Origin of the sequence: Desulfoplanes formicivorans, from assembly GCF_001748225.1 — a bacterium.
In the GTDB taxonomy this organism is placed as follows: Bacteria; Desulfobacterota; Desulfovibrionia; order Desulfovibrionales; family Desulfomicrobiaceae; genus Desulfoplanes; species Desulfoplanes formicivorans.
The window spans coordinates 188,097-209,816 of record NZ_BDFE01000004.1; the positions used below are offsets into that span (position 1 = coordinate 188,097).

Here is a 21,720-nt window from a genome sequence, read left to right on the forward strand (position 1 = left end):
TCTTTGTTTAAGGGTTATTGTTCTTTCTGATCCTTGATCGCAGTGAGTGCATACAGCATGTTGCGAACAAGATTGGCAAACAGACAGACAAAATTCTGGGGAACTGCGTTCATGGTCCCAAGGGTCTTGGCGAGCAACTCTTCCTTGCCGGGAAGTGTTGCCAACTCAGCCAGGGCCTTGTCGTCAAGAAACTTTCCCTCAAGTGCGCCAAATCTGACAGCAAACTTGTCATTTTTTTTGGCAAAAGAGGTGAGAATCTTGGCGGCAATCACTGGATCGTCATAGCCAAAGGCAACTGCACAACAATCCTTGAGATTGTCCTTGAGGACGTCACAGGGAGTGTCGGTAAATGCGATTCGCGCCAGGGTATTCTTGACAACCTGATACTCTACCCCGCCCTCGCGAAGGGACTTACGCAGAGGAGTCACCTGTTCAACCTTGAGACCCTTGAAATCGGTCACAACAGCAATGTTCGCCTTGTCTGCTTTTGCCTTCAGATCATCAATGATCTTTGCTTTTTCAGCCCGGTTCACGTTACAAATCCTCCGGTTAGACAAAAGAGCCAAATAGTCTCAGCAGGGTATTAAGAGCTTCGCTCTCCTGCAGTCTTTGACTCTTCATTTCATATGGATCGATCAGGTTGGTCTACTCAGCTTTGATCGAGCTTGGTTCAATTTTAACCCCTGGTCCCATGGTCGTGGAAATGGCTATTCCCTTGATATAGGCGCCCTTTGCCGAAGCAGGCTTGAGCTTTTCAACCATGGACATGAACGAGGTAAAATTATCCAGCAATTTCTGCGCTCCAAAGGAGACCTTTCCAATAGGGGCGTGCACGATACCGGCCTTGTCAACCTTGAAGGATACCTTACCGGCCTTGAGTTCACTCACAGCCTTGGCGATATCAAAAGTGACAGTACCCGTCTTGGCGTTGGGCATGAGCCCCCGGGGTCCGAGTATCTTACCGATCTTACCAACATGCGCCATCATGTCGGGCGTGGCCACCGCCTTGTCGAACTCGAGCCAGCCTTCCTTGATCTTTTCTACGAGCTCTTCCGCACCAACCGCGTCAGCGCCTGCATCAAGGGCCACCTGCTCGTTTTCGCCCTTACAAAAAACAATGACCTTCACTTCCTTTCCCAGACCGTGAGGCAGCGTAACCGCACCGCGAACCATCTGATCCGCGTACTTGGGGTTCACGCCAAGATTCACGGCCACATCAACAGTCTGATCAAACTTTGTATAGGAAGCCTGCAACGCAAGGTCCATCGCATCCTTGGCGGGATATTTCCTAGCCCGATCAATATTCTTACTTACCTCTCGGTAATTTTTTCCATGCTTAGGCATAGTCTTTGGTCCCTCGCTGCTAGTTTTGTATCTCCAGTCCCATGCTGCGGGCTGTGCCTGCTATGGTATTGACCGCAGCATCCAAATCCTTGGCGGTCAAATCAGGCATCTTGATCTTGGCTATCTCTTCGAGTTGCGCTCTGGTAACCTTGCCAACCTTGTTCTTGTTGGGTTCGCCGGAGCCTTTGTCGATTTTGGCAGACTTGAGCAGCAAGACCGAGGCAGGAGGAGTCTTGGTGATGAAGGTGAAGGAGCGATCCTGAAATACAGTGATCACTACGGGTATGATCATCCCCTTGTCTTCCTGGGTCTTGGCATTAAACGCCTTGCAAAACTCCATGATGTTGACACCATGTTGACCCAAGGCCGGTCCGACTGGAGGGGAGGGATTCGCTGCTCCCGCAGGAATCTGCAGCTTTATTTTTGCCAGTACTTTCTTGGCCATTATATGTCATCCTCTCTAGGCAAGCATCATTGATGGTCCGGAATCATCCTTTGGCAACTTGAACGAAATCAAGCTCCACCGGGGTTTGACGCCCGAAAATAGACACCGAAACCTTGAGCTTGCCTTTATCGTAGTTAACTTCTTCGACTACGGCATTGAAATTGGAAAAAGGTCCGTCAATAACCCGAACTTCGTCTCCCTTCTCAAAATAGAATTTCGGCCGCGGCTGCTGCTTTCTGCTTTCAATAGTGGAAAGAATTTTTTCAGCATCCCGGTCACTCAAAGGGGTAGGCCTGCTTTTGCCGCCAATAAATCCGGTAACCTTGGGAATGGACTGGATCATATGCCACGAGGTATCATTGAAAACCATCTTGACCAACGCATAACCAGGATAGAACTTTCGGGTCGACGTCCGTTTTTGTCCCTTGACAAGCTCAACGACCTTTTCTGTTGGGACAATGACGTCGTAGATCAACCCTTCGGTCTGTCCGGTACGCATCATTTCCCTGATCGTCTGTTCGACCCTGTGCTCAAAACCCGAATAGGTATGTATGATATACCATCTTGCTTGGGATGCATCGAACACTTCTTCGCGTTGCTCAGCCATAAATTTTCAACTCCCTGACGTTTGACGGGGCATTCTCGTTGCGAGAACCTCCTTACGACAGGATTGCCTCGATGATTTTGGAAAGCCCGAGATCCATAACCCCCAAAAACAGGGAAATGACCACAACCAATATCATGACGGCACCGGTCGTGGACATTGTCTCTTTCTTGTCCGGCCAGACAACCTTCTTGAGCTCCTTTTTCGACAGCTCGAAAAAGGTCCTCAAGTCGCTTATCCTTTCCCCAAGGCCTCGATTCTCAGCAGGCTTGTTCGCCAACTTCTGGTTTTTTTTTGCCATAATCATTAAAAGTGGCAGGCCAGGAGGGATTCGAACCCCCAGCCCTCGGATTTGGAGTCCGATGCTCTGCCGTTAGAGCTACTGGCCTGCACTGGTTATGAAAAACGCTCCCAGGAACCTATTTTGTTTCCTTGTGCATGGTATGCTTCTTACAAAAGGGACAATACTTGCTCAATTCGAGCTTCCCTGTTGTATTTTTCTTGTTCTTCTGGGTAGCGTAATTTCTTCGTTTACACTCGCCGCAAGCGAGCAGTATATTGATCCGCATGACTCACCTTACTCTATGATTTCAGATACAACTCCCGCACCGACGGTTCTTCCGCCTTCACGAATGGCAAAACGCAGACCCTTTTCCATGGCGATGGGAGCGATCAGTTCAACTTCAAAAGTGGTGTTGTCACCAGGCATGATCATTTCAACGCCTTCGGGCAAGGTCACCACACCGGTGATGTCGGTTGTCCGGAAATAGAACTGAGGACGATATCCGGCAAAAAAGGGCGTGTGACGGCCACCTTCTTCCTTATTCAGGACATACACCTCACCCTTGAACTTCTTGTGGGGAGTGATGGTCTTGGGAGCGGCGAGAACCTGACCGCGTTCAACTTCGTCCCTCTTGATGCCGCGGAGCAGAACACCAACGTTGTCGCCGGCTTCACCGCGATCAAGGATCTTGCGGAACATTTCAACACCCGTACATACAGTCTTGACGGTATCCTTGATGCCGACGATTTCGACTTCGTCACTGACATTGATCACACCGCGTTCCACACGACCGGTAACAACCGTACCACGACCGGAGATGGAGAAGACGTCTTCGATGGGCATAAGGAAAGGCTTGTCAATGTCGCGCTCGGGCTCGGGGATGTAGGAGTCACAGGCATCCAGCAGCTCGAAAATGCACTTGGCTTCTTCACTTTCAGGATCGTCGCTCTCCAGAGCCTTGAGAGCGCTTCCCTTGATAACAGGAATTTCGTCTCCGGGAAAGCCGTACTTGTCCAGAAGCTCGCGAACTTCCATTTCCACCAGCTCGAGAAGTTCTTCATCATCGACCAGATCGCACTTGTTCAGGAAGACGACCAGAGAAGGCACACCAACCTGACGGGCAAGCAGAATGTGCTCACGGGTCTGGGGCATGGGACCGTCAGTGGCGGCAACAACAATAATACCACCATCCATCTGGGCGGCACCAGTGATCATGTTCTTGATGTAGTCGGCGTGACCAGGACAGTCCACATGGGCGTAATGACGTTTTTCAGTCTCATACTCGACGTGGGCTGTGGCAATGGTAATACCCCTTTCCTTTTCTTCAGGAGCCTTGTCGATCTCGTCAAAGGCCACAAACTGTCCGCTTTCAGAATTCTTCAGACTGACCATCTTGGTGATGGCTGCGGTCAGAGTCGTCTTGCCATGGTCGATGTGACCGACGGTACCGATATTGACATGCGGCTTGGTTCTTACAAATTTTTCTTTAGCCATTACGAACCCCCTTTCAAAAATTTAACGTGGCGTTTTTCCAACGGGTTGAATTTGCCGGGAGAGGGTTTGACTGGAGCCCACGACCGGACTTGAACCGGTGACCTCTTCCTTACCAAGGAAGTGCTCTACCTGCTGAGCTACGTGGGCACGGGAGGACGTGTGGAATGGAGCGGGAAACGGGACTCGAACCCGCAACCCTCAGCTTGGAAGGCTGATGCTCTAGCCAATTGAGCTATTCCCGCTCATCCTGTTCCGTAGTCAAACAACAAGCTTCCCTGTCTCCTACAAAACATTCTCTTGAATGGTGGAGGGGGGAGGATTTGAACCTCCGAAGGCGTCCGCCGACAGATTTACAGTCTGTTCCCTTTGACCACTCGGGAACCCCTCCGGTTTTCTGGAGCTGGCGATGGGACTTGAACCCGCAACCTGCTGATTACAAATCAGCTGCTCTACCAATTGAGCTACGCCAGCCAAAGAAGAGACGTCACTATAGACTTTCCCGGCCGATTGCAAGTTTTTTTTTATCTTTTTTTCATCTTTTTGCAACCACTGCAAGGGTTGCGGGCAGGATGCCCCCTGCATGTTCATTTCAAAAAAAAATCCGCGTCCGGGGACGCGGATAGATGTCAGCAACATACAGTCCTGATGCCTCAGGCCAAAGCAGGCTCCATGGCAGCAGCCGGTTCCTTGCACGCGGCAGCAGCAGCGTCAGGTGAAGCCAAGGCCACCTCTTCCAGGTAATCGGCCCTGTGCTCCGAAATATAGCGCAAAAAGGCATTGTTGTGCTCATGCCCCGAACATCGGACATGAAATGCCCCCTGCATGGGGAGATCAAGAAGGTGCATGTCGCCGATGAAATCGAGAATCTTGTGCCGAACCAACTCGTCCTTGAACCGCAAGCCGTCCGGATTGACCACCCCATACTCATCCAGGACAACAGCGTTTTCCAGGGAGCCTCCCAAGGCAAGACCGTTTTTCTGAAGCATCTCGACATCTTTCATGAACCCGAATGTTCTGGCCTTGGCCACTTCATGCATGAAGGTCTCGGGCGAAAGGGCAAGACAAAAGGTCTGCTCTCCCACAAGGGGATGATCAAACTGTATGGTATAGGTCACCTTGAACCCGTCATGGGGAACAACCCGAATCGCCTTGCCGTCCCTTTCAAAGAGCAGTTCGCGCTTGACCCGGAAGACCCGTTTGGAACCGGCCTGTTTTCTGATACCCGCGGAACGGAGCAAAAAAACAAAACTGGCTGCGCTGCCATCCATGATTGGCACTTCGTCTCCGTAGACCTCGACAACAATATTATCGATGCCCAGCCCGGCAATGGCCGCCATGAGATGTTCCACCGTGGCGATTTTCCGCCCCCCAAAACCAAGGGTTGTGGCCAGCCCAGTGGACACCACGCTTTCAGGACGAGGACGCAGGGTATGTTTACCATCCGCCCCCATGTGCTGAAAGACAACACCCGTATCCTGCTCAGCCGGGCGCATGACCAGCCGCAATTTCTTGCCGCTGTGCAGTCCTATGCCGGAACACTCTACTTTTTTCTTGATTGTTCTTTGTCGCATGTTTCGTCTGTTAGCACAAATCATACCACTAAACTCAAAGCACATAACCATACAGAATAAATACACTTATATTTTGACAAAGAACGAAGTATGACTTTTTGGTCACATCCGGCGTGCCCTTCAAACAACACGCCTTCAAGATCACCACACCAAGCGGCCGGGGACAAAACGGGCCGATTACCTTTCCCGCGGCTGTCAGCGCGGCCAGTGCCGGCCAACAGCCTCTTCCGGACTTGAATTTTTCCCGGGAATAGTCCACTAGGCTTGATCTGGTCAGGGCACGTGCTGGGACCAACCAGCGTGTTGCCCCTTTTTCAAACGGTATTCTCGAACAAACACCAGGTACACCCATGAAATTTCTTCCCGCCAAGGCCCACAAAGTCCACCCCCGTTTCGATCTGCAATCCTACATGTTTCTGGCTCAAACCCAGGCCCTGTCTCCCCAGCAGATTCTGGCCCTGACCGCCCTGTGGGAGCGCTGGCACCCCCTGCTTAAGGCCTACACCCTTGGAGAAAAAAAAGGCTACCTGCTGGTCTTTCTTGACCATGCGGTTGAGCTGGAAATGGAAGAAGAATGGAAACAATCCCAGGAACAGGCATTTTTGAATGAAGCCCTGGCCCAGTCCATGATCATGGGAACCCTCAGGCTGTTCATCCCCGACCTCACGACCGCCAAATGCGCCCCCCTTCCCGAACCGAACAAAATCCTCAAGCGTTCCCTGGCCAAGATCGGCATCACCCTGACCAACCAGGGCACCTTTGGCTACAAATACGCCACCCTGACCCACTATCCCTGGAAGGCCGGATGTGACAAATGCTTCCTGCGTCCGACCTGCCCCAAAAAACTCGGCCTGGGCTCACGCCAGACCTATGTCACTTCTGGGGCCGCTCCCTTGAGCTGATCATCAGGACGCTGTTTTCCCATGCCCGCACCCTGGTGAGGCCATCCTGTCTGGCAGGTCCTGATGCCGTGATGCCGTGCAGACTGGCCAGCGGACATGTTGCGGAAAAGAACCCGGTGCATCAGTCACGCTGCCCCTGCAAGGACCTGCCAGGCCCCAGCCGTCACGGCCCATGCAGCCCTGTTTGCAGGATACGTGTCCAGACGCTTTGCGTCGCGTGCTAGCCAAAGGCCCTTGCCAGCAGGTGCTGGGACAACCCGCCAAGATCCTTGACCGTATATCCAAAAACATCCTTCCAAACCGTATCCGACTCCATACAAAAATAGAGCTGCCGATCCATGCCCTTGGACCGCAGCAGGTTCACCATATGGCGAAACTGCTCCACGCGCAGGGAGCGGAGCAGCCGCTGCTTGCCGTCAATGCCGGGGATGAACTCGTCGTAGATGAATGTACTTGCGGGAAAATCCCTTTCAATGACCGTCTTGAGTTCCGGCATGCAGCGAAAGGAGCCCAGACTCATGTAGGCAATATCCTCGGGCCTGACATAGTCGAAAATCATGTCGATGATGTCGGTATAGCCCTGTTGCCAGCCCTCGAACCGGATGATGGGATCAAAATGCAGACACACGCGAAATCCGTTCTCAACGCAGGTTTTCGCGGCTGCAAGCCGTTCCTCAAGAGATGCGCTCTGGCCCAGTTCTTCATGGGAGGCAACATACGGGGCGTTCAGGGACCAGGCCGGCAAGACCCGGTCGGTTCTGGTGACCGCGTCCATCCATGACAGGTTCACCACCTTGGATTTGAGCTCAAGGCAGACATTGTCATAGTCTTTCAAAAACGCGACCAGATCCCTGCTGTAGCCGGTCAATGGCTCAAGAACCAGGGAATCGGTGTACTCTCCGGTCCCGACCCGGAATCGCTTGTTCGGATCATGGCCAAAAGCCATGTCCAGCTCACGCCACAAATCCTCCTGATTGGCCCAGACCTTGAGCACGGGATCCTGAAAATAGGCCTGCAGGATGCAGTAGGAGCATTTGAGAGGACAGTTTTCTCCAATGTGAATGATCCGGTAGCCGCAACAGCGGTAGTATCTGGTACCCGGGCAAAACCGCAAAAAGGTTCCCTTGTACTCCTTGAGATACAGGGAATCGCCGCTTCCGGAAATGAGACCGTCCAGATTCTGCCCGGGCTCAAGAACCGTCCAGGGCACGTGCGGCAGTCTTGTGCGCACGCGCTGGGCCATGGGAGAATTTTCAACGGCATGATCAACATAGACCCTTTTAATGGAGCGCAGATACGCAGGCAGTTCCCGTTTGCCAGGCGTGGCTGATGACGACACGTTCATGACCGTCCTCCTGCAGGGTCAAGATCGGCCCATACCTTGTCTTTGGCAATCCGTGCCAGTTCCTCGACCCTCTGATCCAGATCGCGTGGAGACGCCACCCTGGTTGACAGGGCAACAACCCGCGTCTCGAAATTATCAGGCTGTTCAATACGCCATTGGGAGCCCGCCACCACGTCCTGGGAACGCTTGCGAAATTCCCGTTCCTGCTGACACAGGCGGGGATAGCGGCCGGCACGGGCCGCAGAAAGCAGCCGGGTCATGGCATCCCTGGGCGAAAGCTCAAGGGACAAAATGGTGTCCAGACCCAGCTTTTTTATCAAGGCCGGCACAGAACACCCCTTCATGCGACTGGCTTCCCATATCCAGGTCACAAAATGGACCGCATTGTTCTTGGACCAGGACATATCCTGAAAATATGCCTGCAGGGTGCGCAGATCATCCGGTGTAAACCGTGTCAGCACCTTGGCAAGGGCCAGGGGAACATGCCCCTTGACCAGAAGATGGTCCCACGACTCGGGCAGCTTGAGCCAGTCGCCAAGCAGGGACCATTGCCTGGAATGACTGGAAACCCCCAGAGGTACGGCCAGGGAGGTCAGATCCTTGGTACAGGTGGCAAAATAGCGCAACGCTCTGATCATGGCTCCATCATCCAGAACCTCGCTGCTGTTGCTCTCGAGATACACGAGGCCCCGCTGCAGGGGAGAAACCGAATCAAGCATCAGGGTTTGCACCGGACGCCCGAGCTGCGCCAACGCCCTGACCCGCCTTTGGCCAGCAAGCAGACAGGGAGTATCCCCCTCAAGGGTGGCCAGAACCGGGACAAGCTGACCGATTCGCTCAAGAGAGCCCAGAAGCCGGTCGTCAAAGGTTCTGGGCCAGAAAAGGCTGGGCAATTCCATGTTGAAACGGGTGGCCTCGATTTCCACAACCGCGGGTCGTTCACTTGGCATACCATTGTCCTTGTTATTGAGAATAACCGGGGGGATCCGATCTTTTTTTCCGCCTTGACAAGCTTGTTTGCATCTACCTAATAGACCACGGATACTAAGAGGTTTAGAAGTATGAGCATTGAAGTGATCTGCATGATCGTCGCTGATGCCAGCATATGTCATTCAAAGGATGCGAACCTTGTCAAAATTCCATTTTTTTTCAAGTGCGTTTTTTCAAGCACAACAATGCGATTTTCCGGCCTGGTACCATCCTCTGATTTTTCACATAATCGCAGCATAAGGACAGGGAGACTTTGATGGTTGAGAAACTCAAGGAACAAAGGACCTACGCCATTGCCGGACACGGCGGCACAGGCAAGACCTCGGTAGCTGAAATGATCCTGCTCAATGCAGGAAATATCACCCGACTCGGCAAGATCGAAGAAGGGACAACCAGCCTGGATTACGAGCCCGAAGAGATCAAGCGACGCGGCAGTATTCAGCCTGCAGTGGCTTCCTATGCCTGGAACAAGAACGATCACTTCCTCCTGGACACTCCCGGGGACAACAACTTCATTGGCGACCTCCCCTACCAGCTCATGGCTGTTGACAGTGCCGTCTTTGTCATTGACGCCATTGACGGGGTCAAACCTCTGACCAAAAAATTATGGAGCGAGGTGGACAAGGCCCAACTGCCCACCATCATCTTCATCAACAAAATCGATCGCGAACGGGCCAACTTCGACCAGGCCTTTGACGGGCTTTCCTCGATCCTCGGCCTCAAACCGGTCCTGCTGTACATGCCCATTGGAGCGGAAGCCGACTTCAAGGGGCTTGTGGACATCCTCAACGAAAAGGCTCTGTATTTTCAGGAAGACGGTTCCATCAAGGAAGGGGACATCCCCGAGGACATGCAGGACACCATTGCCGTCATCCGGGAAACCACCATCGAAAACATCGCGGAAAGCGATGAAGAACTGATGGAAACCTATCTGGAAGAAGGCTCCCTTACCTGGGACGAAATTGTTTCCGGACTTCGCAAGGGAACCCTTTCCCGGGAAATCGTTCCCGTGTGCGCGGGTTCGGCCCTGACCAACCGGGGTGGAGTGCAGCTCCTTGATGCCATCCAGGATTTCCTGCCCTCTCCCTTGGAACATCCCCAGTGGCAGGGTGTCAACGACACCACAAGACCCAGTGATCCCGAGGCCCCTTTTGCCGGATTTGTTTTCAAGACCATTGCCGACCCCTTTGCCGGACAGCTCAATATTGTCCGCATTCTTTCGGGAACCGTCACCTCGGACATGCCCGTTGTCAACGCCACCCGGGAAAGCAAGGAAAAATTCGGCCAGATCCTGCTTTTGGAAGGCAAAAAGCAGACCCCCTGCAAAAAAGAACTGGGCCCCGGCGCCATCTTCGCCCTGGCCAAGCTCAAGAATACCGGCACCGGAGACTGCCTGTGCGACGAGAAATCCCCCTTCCTGCCCAAGCTTCCCGAGCTGCCACCAACCATCATTTCCTACGCATTGAGCGCTGCGGAAAAAGGTGACGAAGACAAGGTCTTTGCGGCTGTTCAGCGCTTGCTGGACGAAGATATCGTGCTTTCCCTGTCGCGCAACGAGGAAACCGGGGACATGCTTCTTGCCGGTATGGGACAGCTGCACATCGAACTGTCCGTGGAAAAGATCAAACGCCGCTACAAGGCCGACATCCTCCTCAAAACCCCCAAGATTCCCTACCGGGAAACCATCAAGGGATCGGCAGAAGTCCAGGGACGCCACAAGAAACAGTCGGGCGGCCGCGGCCAGTTCGGCGACTGCTGGATCAAGATGGAACCCAATGTCCGGGGCGGCGGCTACGAATTCGTCAACGCCATTGTGGGCGGGGTTATTCCCAAACAGTACATCCCTGCCGTGGACAAGGGCATCCAGGAAGCCTCCACCCGGGGCGTGCTGGCAGGATATCCGCTGATCGACTTCAAGGTCACCCTGTATGATGGTTCCTATCATGCCGTTGATTCCTCGGAAATGGCCTTCAAGGTGGCCGGGTCCCTGGCCTTCAAAAAGGCCGCCGAACAATGCAAACCGGTTCTTCTTGAGCCCATCATGCACATGTCGGTCTTTGTTCCCGACGAATACATGGGCGATGTCATCGGCGATCTTTCCGGCCGACGCGGCAAGGTTCTGGGCTCTGATTCGGACAAGGGAATCACGGAAATCCAGGCCCATGTTCCCCTGGCCGAAGTCCTCAAGTATGCTCCGGATCTTCGTTCCATGACAGGAGGCCAGGGAACCTTCACCATGGAATTCGACCATTATGAGGAATGTCCTTCCCAGGTCACCGAAAAAGTGATCGAAGAAAGCAAAAAAGACACGGAATAACATCCAAGGGGCCGTTTGCAAACGGCCCCTTTTTTTCTCCTTCTTGTGCTTTGTCAGCCTTTTGGATACATGGACCGTATTCTTTTGCCTCCCCTCTTTGATTCAATGTAAGGAAGTCCATGTTTCGCTCCATCTATGCCTATACGGCAATCATCCTCTCCATCATTCTTGGTGGCACGATTCTCATCCCCCTGTCCTATATTGATCCATCTGGACGATCCGCGTACCGCCTTGCTGCCGCATGGGCCCGATTCTGTGTCCGCGTCTGTGGGATCACCCTTGAAACCGACTTGAAAGAACTCGATCCTGACAAACGGTACATCTTTGTTGCCAATCATCAAAGCCAGGTCGACATCCCCATTCTCATGGCCCTTTTCGCCCGGTTCAACATTTCCTTCCTGGCCAAGCACAGCCTTTTTTCCATTCCTGTTCTCGGACGGGCCATGCGCAATCTGGGATGCGTACCCATCGATCGGACCAATCCCCGCAAGGCACTTCGAGCCCTGAGCCAGGCCATCAGCCAGACCGGAGAATCCCATTCCTTTCTCGTCTTTCCCGAAGGGACCCGCAACCAGCAGCTGGGACAGTTCAAGCCCGGAGCCATTATCATGGCCCTTAAAAGCAAACGGCCCATTGTTCCGGTGGTCATTGACGGATCCGGCCGGATTCTGCCCAAGGGGAGCTGGCGGATCACTCCTGGAACGGTTCGCGTTTTCGGAATGGAACCCATCGAATTTCAAGGGAACTCTGCCCTCAAACAGAGAGAAGCACTCACGCGGGATGTATGGAACTTGATGAACAACAAACTCTTGGAGTCATCCAATGAATAAACCACATGTTACCCTGACGCCCCTTGGCGGTCTGGGCGAAATAGGGATGAACTGCATGGCCCTGGAAACGCCGGATTCCCTGGTCCTGATCGACTGCGGGCTCATGTTTCCCGATGATTACCTGCTGGGCGTTGACGTGGTCATTCCCTGTCTTGATTTCATTATTGAACGGCAGGACAAGCTCAAGGGCATTGTCCTGACCCATGGTCACGAAGACCATATAGGAGCCCTTCCCTGGCTCATGAAACAGGTTCGCGCCCCTCTTTTCAGCTCGGAATTCACCCTGGCCCTTGTGCGAAGAAAACTCGAAGAACACGGCCTGGCCGATACCCTTGACCTGAGGCCGGTCAAGGGCAGGGACAAGGTCAGCCTGGGCGAATTTACCTTCCATTTTTTCCGGGTCTGTCACTCCATCATCGAAGGCTTCGGCCTGGGCATTGAAACCCCGGTGGGCAGGATCTTTCACACCGGTGATTTCAAAATCGACCGCAACCCCATGGACGGACACGCCACCGACCTGGAAGGGATCCGGCAATTTGCCAGCCAGGGGGTCAAACTCCTTTTTTCCGATTCCACCAATGTGGAACGCGACGGCTTCGCCCTCACCGAGCGGGAAATCAAGGCCTCTCTCAATGATATCGTCAAGAAGGCCAAGGGCCGCATTCTGGTGACCCTGTTTTCCAGCCACATCCAGCGCATCCAGGAAATTTTCGACCTGGCCCGGGAATATGGCCGCAAGGTGGCCATCAGCGGCAAATCCATTGCCTCGAACATTGAAATTGCCCGGGAACTGGGACACCTGCACTTTTCCCAGGACAACTATTGTGAACTGGAAGACCTCCCGGGCCTTGACGACTCCAAAGTGGTGCTCATTCTTACGGGCTCCCAGGGCGAACCCCTGTCGGCGTTGAGCCGTCTGTCCAGGGGTGAACACCGGCAGCTCAACGTGCACAAGGGTGACACCGTCATCATGTCTTCGCGGTTTATCCCCGGCAACACCAAGGCCATCACCAAGGTGATCAATGACCTCTATCGTCTGGGTGCCGAGGTTCTGTACAAGAAGGTCCAGGCCATCCACGCGTCAGGTCATGCCCACAAGGAAGAATTGCGCATCATGCTCGAGACCGTATCCCCGAAATTTTTCATCCCGGTGCACGGGGAATACCGCCACCTGCTCAAGCATGCGGACCTGGCCCAGGAATGCGGTGTGGCTCCGGAACGAACCATCATTCTTGAAGACGGCCATCCCATAACCTTTTTCAAGGATTCCATCCGCCTGGAAGAGACCATCCGGGCCGAATCCCTGCTGGTGGACGGCAAGGGAGTCGGGGACGTCGGGCAGACCGTCATCAAGGAACGCCAGATCCTTGGGGGCGAAGGGCTGGTGATTGTCGTTCTTGTTGTTGATCCCGGAAGAGGGGGAATCGTGCTTGGCCCCCAGATACTGTCCAAGGGATTCATTTTCGAACAGCACCTCTCTCACGTGCTGGAAGATGCCAAGGAAATCGTTCTGGACGTCTTTGAAAATATCGATCCCCGTGATACCAGAAAGCTCAAGGAACGCATCCGCTCGTCCCTGAGACGATTTTTCAAAAAACTTCTGGGTCGCGATCCGGTTGTCGTTCCCCTGGTCATTGATATTTCCAAGGATGAAAAATAAGATATTTCGGCCAGTAAACAAGGGCGCCTTGGTGATATTTGTCAGCTTTTACCAGGGCGCTTGCAAACTTGCATCCGGGGATCTTTTCGTATAGGGATCACCGACTCAAAATTCGCACGTCTGGCAAAAGCCTGGGTGCCCCATGGTGGGGTGCGGTCTTTTGCAACCAGACGGAGGAACAACCCAGGAGGAAGCATGGCATACGTAACCATGAAGCAGATGCTGGAAACCGGTGTCCATTTCGGCCACCAGACCAAACGCTGGAACCCCAAGATGCGCCCCTACATTTTCGGTGCACGCAAGGGCATCCACATCATGGATCTCCAGCAGACCGTCAAGCTGTTCAGAACCGCCCACGATTTCATCGTCAACCTGGTAGCCAACGGTGAAAAGATCATCTTTGTCGGCACCAAGCGCCAGGCCCAGGACGTTGTCAAGGCCGAAGCCGAACGGGCCGGAATGTACTATGTGACCAACAGATGGCTGGGTGGCACCCTGACCAATTTCCAGACCATCAAGCGCAGCATCGACCGGATGAAAAACCTTGAAGCCATGTTCGAGGACGGCAGCATCAACCGCTTCCTGAAAAAGGAAATTGTGCGCATGCAGCGCGAGGTGAACAAGCTGAACCAGAACCTCGGCGGGATCAAGGACATGGACAAGCTCCCGGCTGCAGCGTTCATCATCGATCCCCACCGGGAAGACATCGCGGTCAAGGAATGCCGTACACTGGGCATCCCCATTGTTGCCGTGGTTGACTCCAACTGCGACCCCGATGTGATCGATTATATCATTCCAGGAAACGATGATGCCATCAGGGCCATCAAGCTGTTCGCATCCGCCATTGCCGAGGCCTGCCTCGAAGGCAAGGAGCAGTATGCCGCCAACATGGACAAGGATGCCGAAGTCGAACTGGCCAAGGCCGCACAGGAAGAAGCGGCCCAGGAAGCCGACAAGGAGGAAAAATAGTATGGGTATCACCGCACAGCAGGTCAAGACACTGCGAGAGAAAACCGGTGTCGGGATGATGGATTGCAAAAAGGCTCTGGTGGAATGCGATGGCAATGAAGAAGCCGCTGTCGCCTACCTCCGCGAAAAGGGTCTTGCCAAGGCACAGAAAAAGGCCGGCCGGGCCACTTCCGAAGGCTGGATCGGCTACGCTGCCACCGACGACCTTTCCGCTGCCACCCTGGTGGAGCTCAAGTGTGAAACCGATTTTGTGGCCAAAAATGAAAAATTCCAGGAAACCCTGGCAACCATCGCCCAGACCCTCAACGCCCAGCAGGCGGCCACCAACGCCCCTGTTGCGCTTACAGAAGAACAGGCAGCCCCCTTTGCCGAGGGCGTCAATGAACTGATCACCGTTCTTGGCGAGAACACCCAGCTCGGTCGCTTCTGCAAGCTGGCCTTGGACGGTGCCGGCATGATCGGCCACTATATCCATGCCAACGGTAAAATCGGCGTTCTCGTGGCCATTGAAACCGGTTCCGAGGAAAGTGCGGGCAAGGATGAGCTCAAGGTCATGGCCAAGGACATCGCCATGCAGATCGCAGCCGTCAACCCGGCATGCTGCACCCCCGAGGAGCTCCCCCAGGACGTCATTGCCAAGGAAAAGGAAATATACCTCAATCAGGCCAAGGAAGAAGGCAAGCCTGAACACATTGCCGAAAAGATCGTCACCGGACGGTTGAACAAATACTACAAGGAAGTCTGTCTTGTAGAACAGCCGTTCATCAAGGACGATTCCAAGGCCATCAAGGACCTGATCAAGGAAACAGCCAAAGCTCTTGGCGACACGGTCAAGATCACTGGTTTTTGCAGAATGGCCCTTGGCGAGGAATAACAGCATATCGAGCACAAAACAGGGAGCTTCGGCTCCCTTTTTTGTGCCGTCTTTTTTTTTGCCTCTTGGACATCTTTCCTGTAAACACTCACGAACACGTTCGCGTAAGGAGACCACATGTCGACATTCCACTACCCCCGTGTGCTTCTCAAACTCAGTGGCGAAGCCCTGGCTGGTGAGCAGCGATTCGGGATCGATCCGGAAATTGTCCGGTCCATAAGCCGGGAACTCGCCGAGATAGCCGCCCTGGGAGTCCAGATGGCCATTGTCATTGGCGGTGGCAACATCTTCCGGGGCATTTCCTCGTCGGCAACAGGAATGGACAGGTCTTCGGCCGACTACATGGGCATGCTGGCAACGGTGATGAACGCCCTGGCCGTTCAGGACGCGCTGGAAAAGGAAAACATACCCACCCGGGTCATGTCGGCCATCACCATGCGCGAGGTGGCAGAACCCTATATTCGACGCAGGGCCATCCGCCACCTGGAAAAAGGCCGGGTGATCATCTGCGCGGCCGGAACAGGCATCCCCTATTTCACCACGGATACGGCCGCTGTCATCCGAGCTCTGGAACTCAAGGCCAATGCCATTTTAAAGGCCACCCGGGTCAACGGAGTCTACGACCGCGATCCGGAAAAGGATGCCAACGCCACCATGTACCAGTCCCTTAGCTACATCGAGGTCCTGCAAAAAAAGCTTCGGGTCATGGATTCTGCAGCCATATCCCTGTGCATGGACAACAACCTGCCCATTGAAGTCTTCAACCTTTTTTGCAAGGGCAACATCAAACGGGTCGTTCTTGGAGAGACCGTTGGAACACGAGTACAAGGAGAATAGCATGGAAACTCTGTACCAGGAGTGTCAAACACGAATGCAAAAGGCATTGGACAACCTGAACCGGGAATTCGGCAAATTGAGGACAGGAAGGGCCTCATCCTCGTTGATTGAGGACATCAAGGTTGATTATTACGGAACCCCCACCCCCATCAACCAGCTCGCCTCCATCTCCATTCCCGACAGCCGGACCATTTCCATTCAGCCGTGGGACCGCAATGGATTCAGCGGTGTTGAAAAGGCCATTCTCAAATCCGATCTCGGGCTCACGCCGGTCAACGACGGCAAAACCATTCGCATTGCCATCCCCGCCCTCACGGAAGAACGGCGCAAGGACCTGGTCAAAATGGCCAAGAAATACACCGAAGAGGCCCGGGTTGCCATCCGCAATGTCCGCAGAGACATGAACGATCTTCTGAAAAAGCAAAAAAACGACAAGGAAATCAACGAAGACGACATGCACAGAGGCCAGGATGAAATCCAGCGCATCACCAACGATTTCATCAAGCAGGCTGACGCTCTTCTGGACACCAAGGAACAGGAAATAATGGAGATCTAAACTGGACACAGCACGTTTACCCGAACATGTAGCCATCATCATGGATGGCAACGGACGGTGGGCGAAGCAGCGCGGTTTGCAACGCAGCGCCGGGCACAAGGCCGGCGCCAACACGGCCCATGACATTGTCACCGAGGCCCGATCCGTTGGTATCCGTTATCTGACCCTGTACACCTTTTCCAAGGAAAACTGGGCACGTCCCCAAGAGGAAATCGGATTCCTCTTCGACCTTCTTGGGGACTATCTGACCAAAAACACCCCGAGTCTTCTCGAACAGTCCATCCGTCTCAATATCCTTGGTGACATTGAGGAGCTGCCCTTTGGGGCCCGGCAGATCGTCAAACGAACCTGCCAGAAAACCAGGGACTGCAGGGCCATGGTTCTCAACCTTGCCCTGAACTATTCGGGACGGGAAGAAATCCTCCATGCCACCCGGTCGATGATGGCCGCGGGCATCCCCGCCAGCAAGGTCACGGAATCGTCTTTCAAGGACCATCTGTACACGGCCGGACAGCCCGACCCCGACCTGATCATCAGGACGAGCGGGGAATTGCGCCTGAGCAACTACCTGCTGTTCCAGTCAGCCTACAGCGAACTCTACTTCACGGATATCCTCTGGCCCGATTTCAGCCCGGAGCACTTTCATCGCGCCCTGGAAGACTTTGCACGTCGAAGTCGCCGTTTCGGGACAACAGGGGAAGGGGAACCGAGCACATGACCCTTTCATCCCATCAAAAACGCATTGCCACTGCCCTTGTTCTTGTTCCGGTCATCATCTGGATTGTTTTCCAACGGGACCGCATCCTGGCAGCGGGCCTTTTTGTGGTCGCAGGACTGGGGCTTTATGAGTACTGCTCCATGTTCTGGCACGGCCGACAAAGAAACGGTTTTCTCGGCCTTGGTCTGGTCCTTGGTGGCATGGCCACTTTTGCCATGAGCCCCGCACTCATCCAGTACGCGCCCCTGTGCATGCCTGCCATCTTCCTGATCCTGGCAACCTTCTTTTTGTTCAGCTACAGTCGCTCCCCATCAAGTGCTTCCTTTTCAGACCTGGCTCTGCTTCTGGCAGGCGTAGTCTATCTGGCGGTCATGCTTCAGCTGGTCCGTTTCCTTGCTCCTGTGGAAACCATGCTCGTTTTGGTATGTGCCTTTGCCACGGACACCGGAGGGTTCTATGCCGGAGGCTTATGGGGCCAACGCAAAATCTGGCCGGGCATCAGTCCCAAGAAAACATGGGCCGGGAGTTTCGGGGGCATGATATTGACCACCCTTTGTTCCCTGCTTATAGGCCTTGTTTGGGGTGCTTCTTCCTGGTGGACCTTTGTCATCCTGGGGGTGGTGCTGAACATCGCGGCCCAGATGGGTGATTTTTTTGAGTCCGCCCTCAAACGCTGGTCGGGCGTCAAGGATTCCGGTCACATCCTGCCGGGCCATGGAGGAATCATGGACCGCATCGACAGTTTGCTCTTTGCTTTGCCCATCTATTCTCTGGCCAGAGAAGTGGTCGCCTTTTTCTGATCCCTTCCCGCGACTCACCCCTTTTCGCCCTTGCTTGTCCAACGAACACTGCCGAGTCATTGCATGACCTATATTTCATCCCTTGCCTTTCCGGCCCATCTTGTAGCAGGGCCACGATCAGTCACCATCCTTGGCAGTACCGGCTCCATCGGTACCAACGCCCTGGAGGTCATTGCCCGCAATCCTGAACGCTTTCGGATCACGGGTCTTGCCGGGGCCACCAACACGTCCCTTTTGGCCAAGCAGGCCACCAGATTCCGGCCCCGGAGGCTCGGAGTCCTGACCACCGAGAAAGCCCGGGAACTTACGGCATTGCTCCCTGCCGGGTATTCCCCGGAAATCGTCGTGGGTCAGGAAGGGTATATGGCCATGGCCCAGGATCCGGATGCGGACATGATTGTGTCCGCACAGGTCGGGGCCGCAGGTCTTGCCCCCACCCTGACCGCGGCCCAAGCCGGCAAGGTGCTCTGCCTGGCCAACAAGGAGTCCCTGGTCCTTGGAGGGCATCTCATCAGAAAGGCCTGTGCATCCACCGGAAGTGTCATTCTCCCGGTGGATTCGGAACACAATGCCATCTTCCAGGCCCTGTCAGGACACGACCTCCATATGGTCCGCCGCATCCTGCTCACGGCCTCGGGCGGCCCCTTTCGGACCCGATCTCTCTCGTTTCTGCGCACCGTCACTCCCGAGCAGGCCCTCAAGCACCCCAACTGGTCCATGGGCGCCAAAATCAGTATTGATTCGGCAACCCTGATGAACAAGGGGCTTGAGGTCATCGAGGCCTTTCATCTGTTCGGCACCGGGCCGGAGACCATTGAGGTGGTTGTCCATCCCCAAAGCATTGTCCACTCCATGGTCGAATACCGGGATGGCTCCATTCTGGCCCATATGGGGGTTCCGGACATGAAAATCCCCATTGGCTATTGCCTGACCTATCCCGAACGCATCGAACATGACTTGGACCATCTTGACTTTGCAACCCTGGGCACTTTGCAGTTTGAAAAACCCCGTCGGGAGACGTTCCGCTGCCTTGACCTGGCCTTTCAGGCACTGGCTGCGGGTCCCAGCCATCCTGTGGTTCTCAATGCGGCCAATGAAATAGCGGTTCAGGCGTTTCTGGACCGCCAGATCCCCTTTCTGGGCATCCCGGCCCTGGTGGAAGCAGCTCTTGATCAGCATACACCAAGACCCCTTGATTCCCTGGAAGACATTCTGGATCTGGATGCCTCCACCAGGACCTTTGCCACCCATCACATTGCAACAAGCCCCGGTTCTCCAGGTTGATCCTTTCATCCACCCTCAACGGGTATCACTCTCATGATATTGAGTACACTTGCCATCATTCTTGTCCTTGGAGCATTGATCTTCTTCCATGAATTGGGACATTTCCTGGTAGCCCGAAGCATGGATATCGGAGTCAAGGCCTTTTCCCTGGGATTTGGTCCCAAAATCTGGAAACGAACCTGGGGGCAGACCGAATACCGCCTTTCGGCATTTCCCCTGGGAGGATATGTCCAGCTGGTGGGCGAAAACAAGGAGGATGAGGTTCCGGAAGGATTCTTACCCGAGCAGAGCTTTGCCCATCGTCCTCCGTGGCAGCGCATGCTCGTGGTGGCGGCCGGTCCAGTCTTCAATTTCATCCTGGCATGGCTCATCTACTGGGGTATTTTCTGGGCCCAGGGCCAAACCGAACTGCTTCCCCGCATAGGCGATGTGCAGCCTGACAGCCCAGCCCAGATGGCCGGGATCATGGCTGGCGACGTTGTCACGGCGGTCAACGATGTGCCCACCACCTACTGGCAGGATCTTTCCGAAGCCATTCGCACCAACAAGGATGCCACTCTGCGTCTTTCCATCCTGCGCCAGGGAGAGATCATCACCATAAGGGTGACCCCCCATCTTCAGGAACGCACCAACATCTTCGGGGAGACCAAAAAGGTGCCCATGGTCGGCATCATTGCCTCGGGGGACACCACCACCATTGACCTGTCCATGCTGGGCGCTGCAGCAGCCGGAGCAACGCAAACCTGGAACCTGACCAAACTGACCTTTCAGGGCATCATCAAACTGGTGGAACGGGTCGTTCCCCTGGACAACATCGGCGGGCCCATCATGATCGCCCAGATGGTCGGACAGCAGGCCCATGAAGGGATGGTCAACCTGCTGGCCATCACCGCTCTCATCAGTATCAATCTCGGTTTGCTGAACCTGTTGCCCATTCCGGTGCTCGATGGTGGACACATCCTTTTTTGCGCCATTGAATGGATCCGCAAACGTCCCCTGGATGAAAAACTCCAGAACATTACCACCCGCATGGGCCTGGCCTTTCTGCTGGCCCTCATGGGCCTGGCCATTTTCAACGACCTCTGGCGTTCATTCAACTGATATGACAACACGACCCATCCTGGCCATCAACGGTACTGAAGAACTGCTTCAAGTTGTCATTGGCACCGACACCACCCTTTTGTTCTGCTCGGGGATCAACGGCCCGGGAAGAACCATGCGCCACCTTCTGCCCATGATTGACGAGGGTCTTTCCAGACTCGGTCTGAACCTTGCCGACTGCCGGGGCATTGCCTGTACCCGCGGTCCGGGCAGTTTCACCGGAATCCGGGTTGTTTTGGCGACCATTGAAGGTATGTCCCGGGCATCTGGCGTTCCCATAGCCGGTCTCGACTATCTTCCTCTTCTTGCCGGAGATCTCATGGCCCATTGGCACGGCGAGGCCTGGGTTTTGACCTATGCCCGTAAAAATCAGGTCTACATGCAGGGCTTTTCCATGCCAGAGACAACCCCCCTTGGCCCAGCCCGGGCCTGTTCCCATGACCAGGCAGCCGATATGCTTTGCGCACGCCCGGGCAAAGTGCTTGTGGGCGGCAGCGGCATCACCAAAAACCAGACGTTCTTCAACGCGCGGCTGGCCTCATCCGCCATCCACATGGCACAACGCGATGTTCTTTCCTCTCATGCCCTTCTCAGCGCGGCATGCAAGGAAGACTTCACCCGGGAATCCATCCCCCCACTCTACTTGCGAGCCTCTGATGCCGAGGACAATTTGGCTGCCATTGCCCGCAAAAGAGGCATTTCTCTGGATGACGCCCGCCAACGCATCCCTTCTCAGGAATAAGTTGCAGTCATACATACTTTCCCTTGTTGCCAGTTGTTTCTTGCCCAGCAATCC

23 protein-coding genes and 5 tRNA genes are annotated in these 21,720 nt (G+C 54.5%); 13 read left to right on the forward strand and 15 right to left on the reverse strand.

Annotated elements, in window-relative coordinates; all coding sequences use genetic code 11:
• Positions 1–14: 14 nt before the first annotated feature.
• The 13 genes from rplJ to lpxC all read right to left on the reverse strand — a co-directional run bounded on the left by rplJ (position 15) and on the right by lpxC (position 5,741).
• Entirely contained in the window at positions 15–533 is a 519-nt protein-coding gene (gene rplJ, locus DPF_RS01240; RefSeq protein WP_069857046.1) for a 50S ribosomal protein L10, read from the reverse strand.
• Positions 534–645: 112 nt separating this feature from the next.
• Positions 646–1,344, reverse strand: coding sequence for a 50S ribosomal protein L1 (rplA, locus tag DPF_RS01245; protein WP_069857047.1), 699 nt, complete (start codon positions 1,342–1,344; stop codon positions 646–648).
• Between the two features lie 19 nt (positions 1,345–1,363).
• Complete coding sequence (gene rplK, locus DPF_RS01250) at positions 1,364–1,789, reverse strand: 50S ribosomal protein L11 (protein WP_069857048.1); 426 nt, start codon at positions 1,787–1,789, stop codon at positions 1,364–1,366.
• A 43-nt stretch (positions 1,790–1,832) separates the two neighbouring features.
• Positions 1,833–2,396, reverse strand: coding sequence for a transcription termination/antitermination protein NusG (nusG, locus tag DPF_RS01255; RefSeq protein ID WP_069857049.1), 564 nt, complete (start codon positions 2,394–2,396; stop codon positions 1,833–1,835).
• A gap of 52 nt (positions 2,397–2,448) precedes the next feature.
• Positions 2,449–2,622, reverse strand: a complete 174-nt coding sequence (secE, locus tag DPF_RS01260) for a preprotein translocase subunit SecE (protein WP_369689574.1) — start codon at positions 2,620–2,622, stop codon at positions 2,449–2,451.
• A gap of 84 nt (positions 2,623–2,706) precedes the next feature.
• Positions 2,707–2,782: transfer RNA gene (locus tag DPF_RS01265), tRNA-Trp, on the reverse strand.
• Positions 2,783–2,812: 30 nt separating this feature from the next.
• Positions 2,813–2,962 carry a 50S ribosomal protein L33 gene (gene rpmG, locus DPF_RS13625; RefSeq protein ID WP_083254387.1) on the reverse strand — a complete coding sequence of 50 codons (150 nt, stop codon included), beginning with the start codon at positions 2,960–2,962 and terminating at the stop codon, positions 2,813–2,815.
• Positions 2,963–2,970: 8 nt separating this feature from the next.
• Entirely contained in the window at positions 2,971–4,170 is a 1,200-nt protein-coding gene (gene tuf / locus DPF_RS01270) for an elongation factor Tu (protein ID WP_069857051.1), read from the reverse strand.
• A 71-nt stretch (positions 4,171–4,241) separates the two neighbouring features.
• Positions 4,242–4,317 (reverse strand) — tRNA-Thr (locus DPF_RS01275).
• An 18-nt stretch (positions 4,318–4,335) separates the two neighbouring features.
• Positions 4,336–4,412: transfer RNA gene (locus DPF_RS01280), tRNA-Gly, on the reverse strand.
• A gap of 60 nt (positions 4,413–4,472) precedes the next feature.
• Positions 4,473–4,558 (reverse strand) — tRNA-Tyr (locus tag DPF_RS01285).
• Between the two features lie 7 nt (positions 4,559–4,565).
• Positions 4,566–4,641, reverse strand: a tRNA-Thr gene (locus tag DPF_RS01290).
• Positions 4,642–4,820: 179 nt separating this feature from the next.
• A complete protein-coding gene (gene lpxC, locus DPF_RS01295) occupies positions 4,821–5,741 on the reverse strand; it encodes a UDP-3-O-acyl-N-acetylglucosamine deacetylase (RefSeq protein ID WP_069857052.1) in 921 nt (306 codons plus the stop codon).
• 350 nt (positions 5,742–6,091) lie between these two features.
• Here lpxC and DPF_RS01300 point away from each other — a divergent pair, with 350 nt between their 5' ends.
• Positions 6,092–6,643, forward strand: a complete 552-nt coding sequence (locus DPF_RS01300; RefSeq protein ID WP_069857053.1) for a hypothetical protein — start codon at positions 6,092–6,094, stop codon at positions 6,641–6,643.
• Between the two features lie 220 nt (positions 6,644–6,863).
• Here the strand turns inward: DPF_RS01300 and DPF_RS01305 are convergent, their stop codons facing one another.
• Both DPF_RS01305 and DPF_RS01310 read right to left on the reverse strand, forming a co-directional pair.
• Positions 6,864–7,988, reverse strand: a complete 1,125-nt coding sequence (locus DPF_RS01305; protein WP_176724133.1) for an SPL family radical SAM protein — start codon at positions 7,986–7,988, stop codon at positions 6,864–6,866.
• The gene (locus tag DPF_RS01310) at positions 7,985–8,938 is read right to left on the reverse strand and encodes a ParB/Srx family N-terminal domain-containing protein (RefSeq protein ID WP_069857054.1); all 954 of its coding nucleotides are present in this window, start codon (positions 8,936–8,938) and stop codon (positions 7,985–7,987) included. The genes DPF_RS01305 and DPF_RS01310 overlap by 4 nt, the downstream gene beginning before the upstream one ends.
• 296 nt (positions 8,939–9,234) lie before the next feature.
• On the opposite strand from DPF_RS01310, the gene fusA reads away from it, so the two are divergent.
• From fusA to tsaB, 12 genes are all read left to right on the forward strand, one after another.
• Entirely contained in the window at positions 9,235–11,295 is a 2,061-nt protein-coding gene (gene fusA / locus DPF_RS01315; RefSeq protein WP_069857055.1) for an elongation factor G, read from the forward strand.
• Between the two features lie 119 nt (positions 11,296–11,414).
• Positions 11,415–12,125: a lysophospholipid acyltransferase family protein gene (locus DPF_RS01320; protein WP_069857056.1), complete on the forward strand. Its 711-nt coding sequence runs from the start codon at positions 11,415–11,417 to the stop codon at positions 12,123–12,125.
• On the forward strand, positions 12,118–13,785 hold the full coding sequence (locus DPF_RS01325; RefSeq protein WP_069857057.1) for a ribonuclease J: 1,668 nt from the start codon (positions 12,118–12,120) through the stop codon (positions 13,783–13,785). The genes DPF_RS01320 and DPF_RS01325 overlap by 8 nt, the downstream gene beginning before the upstream one ends.
• A gap of 195 nt (positions 13,786–13,980) precedes the next feature.
• Positions 13,981–14,754: a 30S ribosomal protein S2 gene (rpsB, locus tag DPF_RS01330; protein ID WP_069857058.1), complete on the forward strand. Its 774-nt coding sequence runs from the start codon at positions 13,981–13,983 to the stop codon at positions 14,752–14,754.
• Between the two features lies 1 nt (position 14,755).
• Positions 14,756–15,628 carry a translation elongation factor Ts gene (gene tsf, locus DPF_RS01335; protein ID WP_069857059.1) on the forward strand — a complete coding sequence of 291 codons (873 nt, stop codon included), beginning with the start codon at positions 14,756–14,758 and terminating at the stop codon, positions 15,626–15,628.
• Positions 15,629–15,745: 117 nt separating this feature from the next.
• Positions 15,746–16,465: a UMP kinase gene (pyrH, locus tag DPF_RS01340; protein ID WP_069857060.1), complete on the forward strand. Its 720-nt coding sequence runs from the start codon at positions 15,746–15,748 to the stop codon at positions 16,463–16,465.
• 1 nt (position 16,466) lies between these two features.
• Positions 16,467–17,021: a ribosome recycling factor gene (frr, locus tag DPF_RS01345; protein ID WP_069857061.1), complete on the forward strand. Its 555-nt coding sequence runs from the start codon at positions 16,467–16,469 to the stop codon at positions 17,019–17,021.
• Position 17,022: 1 nt separating this feature from the next.
• The gene (gene uppS, locus DPF_RS01350) at positions 17,023–17,739 is read left to right on the forward strand and encodes a polyprenyl diphosphate synthase (protein ID WP_069857062.1); all 717 of its coding nucleotides are present in this window, start codon (positions 17,023–17,025) and stop codon (positions 17,737–17,739) included.
• Positions 17,736–18,539, forward strand: coding sequence for a phosphatidate cytidylyltransferase (locus DPF_RS01355; RefSeq protein ID WP_069857063.1), 804 nt, complete (start codon positions 17,736–17,738; stop codon positions 18,537–18,539). Before uppS ends, DPF_RS01355 begins: the two co-directional genes overlap by 4 nt.
• A 63-nt stretch (positions 18,540–18,602) precedes the next feature.
• Positions 18,603–19,823, forward strand: coding sequence for a 1-deoxy-D-xylulose-5-phosphate reductoisomerase (gene dxr / locus DPF_RS01360; protein ID WP_069857064.1), 1,221 nt, complete (start codon positions 18,603–18,605; stop codon positions 19,821–19,823).
• Positions 19,824–19,856: 33 nt separating this feature from the next.
• Positions 19,857–20,924 carry an RIP metalloprotease RseP gene (gene rseP, locus DPF_RS01365; RefSeq protein WP_069857065.1) on the forward strand — a complete coding sequence of 356 codons (1,068 nt, stop codon included), beginning with the start codon at positions 19,857–19,859 and terminating at the stop codon, positions 20,922–20,924.
• Between the two features lies 1 nt (position 20,925).
• Positions 20,926–21,666 carry a tRNA (adenosine(37)-N6)-threonylcarbamoyltransferase complex dimerization subunit type 1 TsaB gene (gene tsaB, locus DPF_RS01370; protein ID WP_069857066.1) on the forward strand — a complete coding sequence of 247 codons (741 nt, stop codon included), beginning with the start codon at positions 20,926–20,928 and terminating at the stop codon, positions 21,664–21,666.
• The last annotated feature ends 54 nt before the right edge of the window (positions 21,667–21,720 follow it).

What these genes read in the sequence shown, in the direction of transcription:
- tsf (WP_069857059.1), top strand. Translation starts at nt 14,756, where the DNA reads ATGGGTATCACCGCACAGCAGGTCAAGACACTGCGAGAGAAAACCGGT.
- rplK (WP_069857048.1), bottom strand. Translation starts at nt 1,789, where the DNA reads ATGGCCAAGAAAGTACTGGCAAAAATAAAGCTGCAGATTCCTGCGGGA.
- dxr (WP_069857064.1), top strand. Translation starts at nt 18,603, where the DNA reads ATGACCTATATTTCATCCCTTGCCTTTCCGGCCCATCTTGTAGCAGGG.
- tsaB (WP_069857066.1), top strand. Translation starts at nt 20,926, where the DNA reads ATGACAACACGACCCATCCTGGCCATCAACGGTACTGAAGAACTGCTT.
- rplA (WP_069857047.1), bottom strand. Translation starts at nt 1,344, where the DNA reads ATGCCTAAGCATGGAAAAAATTACCGAGAGGTAAGTAAGAATATTGAT.
- DPF_RS01305 (WP_176724133.1), bottom strand. Translation starts at nt 7,988, where the DNA reads ATGAACGTGTCGTCATCAGCCACGCCTGGCAAACGGGAACTGCCTGCG.
- tuf (WP_069857051.1), bottom strand. Translation starts at nt 4,170, where the DNA reads ATGGCTAAAGAAAAATTTGTAAGAACCAAGCCGCATGTCAATATCGGT.
- frr (WP_069857061.1), top strand. Translation starts at nt 16,467, where the DNA reads ATGGAAACTCTGTACCAGGAGTGTCAAACACGAATGCAAAAGGCATTG.
- rpsB (WP_069857058.1), top strand. Translation starts at nt 13,981, where the DNA reads ATGGCATACGTAACCATGAAGCAGATGCTGGAAACCGGTGTCCATTTC.
- DPF_RS01355 (WP_069857063.1), top strand. Translation starts at nt 17,736, where the DNA reads ATGACCCTTTCATCCCATCAAAAACGCATTGCCACTGCCCTTGTTCTT.
- DPF_RS01300 (WP_069857053.1), top strand. Translation starts at nt 6,092, where the DNA reads ATGAAATTTCTTCCCGCCAAGGCCCACAAAGTCCACCCCCGTTTCGAT.
- lpxC (WP_069857052.1), bottom strand. Translation starts at nt 5,741, where the DNA reads ATGCGACAAAGAACAATCAAGAAAAAAGTAGAGTGTTCCGGCATAGGA.
- DPF_RS01320 (WP_069857056.1), top strand. Translation starts at nt 11,415, where the DNA reads ATGTTTCGCTCCATCTATGCCTATACGGCAATCATCCTCTCCATCATT.
- DPF_RS01310 (WP_069857054.1), bottom strand. Translation starts at nt 8,938, where the DNA reads ATGCCAAGTGAACGACCCGCGGTTGTGGAAATCGAGGCCACCCGTTTC.
- rpmG (WP_083254387.1), bottom strand. Translation starts at nt 2,962, where the DNA reads ATGCGGATCAATATACTGCTCGCTTGCGGCGAGTGTAAACGAAGAAAT.
- DPF_RS01325 (WP_069857057.1), top strand. Translation starts at nt 12,118, where the DNA reads ATGAATAAACCACATGTTACCCTGACGCCCCTTGGCGGTCTGGGCGAA.
- pyrH (WP_069857060.1), top strand. Translation starts at nt 15,746, where the DNA reads ATGTCGACATTCCACTACCCCCGTGTGCTTCTCAAACTCAGTGGCGAA.
- rseP (WP_069857065.1), top strand. Translation starts at nt 19,857, where the DNA reads ATGATATTGAGTACACTTGCCATCATTCTTGTCCTTGGAGCATTGATC.
- nusG (WP_069857049.1), bottom strand. Translation starts at nt 2,396, where the DNA reads ATGGCTGAGCAACGCGAAGAAGTGTTCGATGCATCCCAAGCAAGATGG.
- fusA (WP_069857055.1), top strand. Translation starts at nt 9,235, where the DNA reads ATGGTTGAGAAACTCAAGGAACAAAGGACCTACGCCATTGCCGGACAC.